Genomic DNA, 5,550 nt, shown 5'->3' with positions numbered 1-5,550 from the left:
TTACCGGCGATTTGGTGGCGCGCGGCCCCGGCTCGCTCGATGTGCTGCGCTATGTGAAATCGCTGGGTGATTGCGTGCGCCTGGTGCTGGGTAATCACGACCTGCATTTGCTGGCGGTGTTTGCCGGCATCAGCCGCAATAAGCCGAAAGATCGCCTGACGCCGCTACTGGAAGCCGATGATGCCGACGAGTTGATCAACTGGTTACGTCGTCAGCCGCTGTTGCAGGTGGATGAAGAGAAGAAACTGTTGATGGCGCATGCGGGCATTACGCCGCAGTGGGATCTGGAGACAGCGCAACTGTGCGCACGTGAAGTGGAAGCGGTGCTCTCCAGCGATAGCTATCCGCTGTTCCTGGATGCGATGTACGGCGACATGCCAAACAACTGGACGCCGGAGCTGAGCGGCCTGGCGCGACTGCGCTTTAGCACCAATGCGCTGACGCGCATGCGCTTCTGCTTCCCGAATGGCCAGCTGGATATGATCTGCAAAGAGTCGCCAGAATCGGCCCCGCCACCGCTTAAGCCGTGGTTTAACGTGCCGGGCAAAATCGACAGCGACTATACGCAGATCTTTGGTCACTGGGCATCGCTGGAAGGGAAAGGCACACCGAAACATGTGATTGGGCTGGATACCGGCTGCTGCTGGGGCGGAACATTGACGCTGCTGCATTGGGAAACCAAGCAGTATTACGTGCAGGCATCCAACCGCGAACAGGCGATGGCCGAGAGCGCGGTGAGTGCGCATCCGCCGTTAAGCGATACGCCGTAAATAAAAAACCCCGCTGAAGCGGGGTTTTTTATTGGTCGCGGTAAATAGCAACCCTACGTGCGGCGATCGAGGATCTCGAAGCAGTAGCTGTGCGAGTTCTGCTCATCGGCATCGTGGAATTCGCTGAAGGTTGACTGCCACTCGTCCGGCTCGTAATCCGGGAATTGCGTGTCCCCTTCCACTTCCGCATCGATATGGGTCAGGTAAAGACGATCCGCGCGATCCAGCATCTGCTCGTAAACGCGTCCACCACCAATCACCATCATCTCTTCAACATCACCTGCCGCTTTTACCGCCTCTTCCAGCGATGAAACCCAGGTAACGCCTTCGTGGTTGCCCGGTTGGCTGCTGACCACAATATTCAAGCGTCCAGGAAGCGGACGACCAATCGATTCAAAGGTCAGACGACCCATAATCACCGGCTTATTCAAGGTATTACGTTTGAACCACGCCAAATCTGCTGGCAGGTTCCATGGCATGGCGTTTTCCATACCAATAATGCGATCCGCTGCCAGTGCCGCGATCAGACTAATCATGTTAAAAGACCTACTGGAAAAAATTGGCGCCATCATACGTAAAGGCGAAACTTTCGTCGATAGGCCGACCCCGCTATTTGCGTAAAGCTCCGATGCCACCGCACTTTTGTTATTGGACAGAGTTTTACACCGACTTTCCCAGCAATAGCGGGGTTAGGAGCCAGAAATTGCTGACGAGACGGCACAACTCCGCGAGAAACGTCGCATTATTGGTATCGCAGTGTAAAGAAAAGCGCACTCTGTGCGACAAAGAAAAACGGCTCCCGCAGGAGCCGTTGAAACGCTTTAGAAATCGTAGCGCAGACGCACCAGATTCACGTTGCCTAGTGACTTGTCGGTGCTGGAGGTGATGACATATTCGTAGTCGACACGGAAGCCGTAATCCAGCTGCGCACTCACGCCAACGCCGTTATCGATACGTTTGTAGTCACGTCCGTTGACGAACTCCAGACGGTCGCCCATGAAGTAAGGCTGGATAGATTTCACCGCATACTGACCGATTGGGAATTTGTAGCCAGCAAAGTATTCGATGCCCCACGCGTCATCCGCGAAGTAGTTGTTAACGGTATTGCGTTTGGTTGGTGAGAAGTTCTCATACCAACCGGCACCGGCTGACAGCGTCCAGTTATCCGGTGTCCAGCTGAGCGCGGTGCCGTAGATATTCTGGTCATAGCGTTTGCTGTCGCCATTGTTTGGATTGCGGATATCCGCGCGGGTGTAGTTCCACGCGGTGCCCCATGCCAGATCTTTGGTGATGTGGTAGTTCACGCCCAGCGAACCGCCGCCTTTACGCTTATAGCGCAGGCCGTTGCCTGGCAGAAACTCGTTATCTTCAAACAGGTAAGACGCATACACATCCGCATCGCCAAAGGTGTTTTTGTACTTCAGCATTTTGCGCGAACGGTAAGAGCCGTCGTAGTCGCCATTGATACCGTTGCCCGGCGCCTGGGCCAGCATGTCGTAATCCCAGATATCGGTTTTCGCACCTACGACATCGTAGTAAACGCTGTTCTGCTGACCAAAGTAGAGTTCACCCAGGGTGGCGCTTTTGAAGCCGGTATAGAGTTGGCGACGTGAGGTGTTGTTCGCACCATCCGCATGATGATTGTCCCAACCCCACCAGGCTGGGAAGTTAACGCCCAGCTCGTAGTAACCCACCCAACTTACGTCGTCGAACAGGTAATAATTGGCGGTGAAACGGAAACGTGATCCACCGTCATAGCCATTACGTTTGTACGACTTGTCGTTGACGCCATTCTGATGCAGGTACTGCGGACGAATACTGCCGCCCACTTTGAAGTCGAGACGGCTTAGCGGATCGCCCGCCTGTGGATCCTGCTTGAGTAAAGTAATTTCCGCCTGGCTGGCGAGTGGCGCCGCTGCGAGTAACGCAGCAATAGCGCTGAGAGTGAAAGCACGCATTTGCATTTTTTATATCCCAGTTAAGGTGAGCGCTCTATTGATGAGCGAGCGAAATAGTACGGTGCGCTCACTGGGATCTTATTTATAAATTTGTGCGGATATTCCGAGGTGTAAGCCTTTCCGCATCAACTGATAAAACATATGTCAAATCAATAGGATTTTTACAGATAAGGATATTCGGCTGTGGGTAAAAGGCTAAAAAAAACGGCTCCCGCAGGAGCCGCTTTATGACGACCAAACCAATGATTATTTAATCTGAGCGTGCATTTCCTGCACCGAAATTACTTGCTCAGTCGGATCCGCGTTCAGCGCCATCGCCGTGGCAAAGCCGCCGTTCAGCGTGGTGTCGTAATGCACTTTGTACTGCAGAGCGCTACGACGAATCAGCTTGGAGTCTTCAATTGCCTGACGTCCCGCCGTGGTGTTGACGATGTAGGTATATTCGCCGTTCTTCAGACGATCCTGAATGTGCGGACGACCTTCATGCACCTTGTTCACCAGACGTGGATTGATGCCCGCTTCGCCCAGCACCACTGCGGTACCGTGTGTTGCATCCAGCTCGAAACCAAACTTCTGCAGTTTTGCCGCCAGGTCGACGATACGTTTCTTATCGCCTTCACGCACTGACAGCAACGCGCGACCGGTTTTCTTCATGTTGCTCTGCGCACCCAGCATCGCTTTGGCGAAGGCTTCAGCGAAGGTGCGACCGACGCCCATCACTTCACCGGTTGAGCGCATTTCTGGGCCGAGGATTGGGTCAACGCCTGGGAACTTGTTGAACGGCAGCACCACTTCTTTCACCGAATAATACGGTGGAATCACTTCTTTGGTGACGCCCTGCTCAGCCAGCGTTTTACCGGCCATCACGCGCGCGGCAACCTTCGCCAGCGCCACGCCAGTGGCTTTCGACACGAACGGCACGGTACGCGCGGCGCGTGGGTTCACCTCAATCAGGTAAACCTCATTGTCCTTCACCGCGAACTGCACGTTCATCAGGCCACGTACGTTCAGCTCGAAGGCCAGTTTTTCCACCTGCTGACGCATCACGTTCTGGATTTCAGTGCTCAGCGTGTAGGCCGGCAGTGAACATGCGGAGTCACCGGAGTGCACGCCCGCCTGCTCGATGTGCTCCATAATGCCGCCAATCAGCACGCGTTCGCCGTCGCAAATCGCATCGACATCCACTTCAACCGCATCATCGAGGAAGCGATCCAGCAACACTGGCGCATCGTTAGAGACCGATACCGCCGTCTGGAAGTAACGCTTCAGGTCGATTTCGTCGTAAACGATTTCCATCGCGCGGCCGCCCAGCACATAAGAAGGACGCACCACCAGCGGATAACCGATACCGGCGGCTTTCTCAACGGCCTGCTCCAGCGTAGCAACGGTGGCGTTAGCCGGTTGCTTCAGGCTCAGGCGATCAACCGCCTGCTGGAAACGCTCGCGGTCTTCTGCACGGTCAATCGAGTCCGGGCTGGTACCAATCACCGGAACGCCAGCCGCTTCCAGCGCGCGTGCCAGTTTCAACGGCGTCTGGCCGCCGTACTGTACGATGACGCCTTTCGGCTTCTCGATACGCACGATTTCCAGCACGTCTTCCAGCGTGACCGGCTCGAAGTAGAGGCGGTCCGCGGTATCGTAGTCGGTTGATACGGTTTCCGGGTTACAGTTGACCATGATGGTCTCGTAACCGTCTTCACGCAGCGCCAGCGCCGCATGCACGCAGCAGTAATCGAACTCGATGCCCTGGCCGATACGGTTTGGACCGCCGCCGAGAATCATGATTTTTTCACGATCCTGGTTTGGATTGGCTTCGCACTCTTCCTCATAGGTTGAGTACATATAAGCGGTGTCGGTGGCGAACTCAGCCGCACAGGTATCAACGCGCTTATAAACCGGATGCAGGTTAAATTGCTGACGCAGCTTACGAATTTCGCCTTCAGAAACGCCCGCCAGCGCGGCCAGACGGACATCAGCAAAGCCTTTACGCTTCAGCGCACGCAGGAATTCCGCGTTCAGCGAGTTCACACCTTCGCGCTCAACCTGCTCTTCCAGACGTACCAGCTCTTCAATCTGCACCAGTAACCAGCGATCGATGTTGGTGAGGTTGAACACGCCATCAACTGACATGCCCGCACGGAACGCATCGGCGATGTACCAGATACGGTCAGAACCGGCATCTTTCAGTTCGCGACGAATGCGCGTTAACGCTTCGGGATCGTCGAGGCTGACTTTCGGATCGAAACCATTAGCACCGACTTCCAGACCGCGCAGCGCTTTCTGCATCGATTCCTGGAACGTACGGCCAATCGCCATCACTTCACCGACTGATTTCATCTGCGTTGTCAGACGATCGTTGGCACCGGCAAACTTCTCGAAGTTGAAGCGAGGAATCTTGGTAACGACATAGTCGATAGAAGGTTCGAACGACGCTGGTGTTAAGCCGCCGGTAATGTCGTTCATCAGCTCATCGAGGGTGAAGCCCACCGCCAGTTTCGCCGCCACTTTGGCAATCGGGAAGCCAGTCGCTTTCGAGGCCAGTGCTGACGAACGCGATACGCGCGGGTTCATTTCGATGACGATCATGCGGCCATCTTTCGGGTTCACCGAGAACTGGACGTTCGAACCGCCAGTTTCGACACCGATTTCACGCAGTACCGCCAGCGAGGCGTTACGCATGATTTGGTATTCTTTATCAGTCAGGGTTTGCGCCGGTGCCACGGTGATGGAGTCACCGGTGTGGATGCCCATCGCATCGAAGTTTTCGATCGAGCAGACGATGATGCAGTTGTCGTTTTTATCGCGCACCACTTCCATCTCAT

At 55.0% G+C, this 5,550-nt stretch carries 4 protein-coding genes; 1 reads left to right on the top strand and 3 read right to left on the bottom strand.

Features of this window, described 5'->3' with window-relative positions; genetic code table 11:
* Nucleotides 1-770 (top strand): bis(5'-nucleosyl)-tetraphosphatase (symmetrical) ApaH (apaH, locus tag RTY00_RS07110; protein ID WP_312663936.1); only part of this gene is annotated, 770 nt, incomplete at its 5' end.
* A 53-nt stretch (nucleotides 771-823) separates the two neighbouring features.
* Here apaH and folA read toward each other — a convergent pair.
* The 3 genes from folA to carB form a co-directional block, all read right to left on the bottom strand.
* Nucleotides 824-1,306: a type 3 dihydrofolate reductase gene (gene folA / locus RTY00_RS07105; protein WP_312663935.1), complete on the bottom strand. Its 483-nt coding sequence runs from the start codon at nucleotides 1,304-1,306 to the stop codon at nucleotides 824-826.
* 285 nt (nucleotides 1,307-1,591) lie between these two features.
* Nucleotides 1,592-2,734 carry a porin gene (locus RTY00_RS07100; protein ID WP_008108651.1) on the bottom strand — a complete coding sequence of 381 codons (1,143 nt, stop codon included), beginning with the start codon at nucleotides 2,732-2,734 and terminating at the stop codon, nucleotides 1,592-1,594.
* 240 nt (nucleotides 2,735-2,974) lie between these two features.
* On the bottom strand, nucleotides 2,975-5,550 hold a 2,576-nt coding region (carB, locus tag RTY00_RS07095; RefSeq protein WP_312663934.1), incomplete at its 5' end, for a carbamoyl-phosphate synthase large subunit.

The organism is Pantoea sp. CTOTU49201, from assembly GCF_032054795.1.
GTDB classification, from domain to species: Bacteria; Pseudomonadota; Gammaproteobacteria; order Enterobacterales; family Enterobacteriaceae; genus Pantoea; species Pantoea symbiotica.
This window is presented reverse-complemented; position numbering and strand designations above follow the sequence as displayed.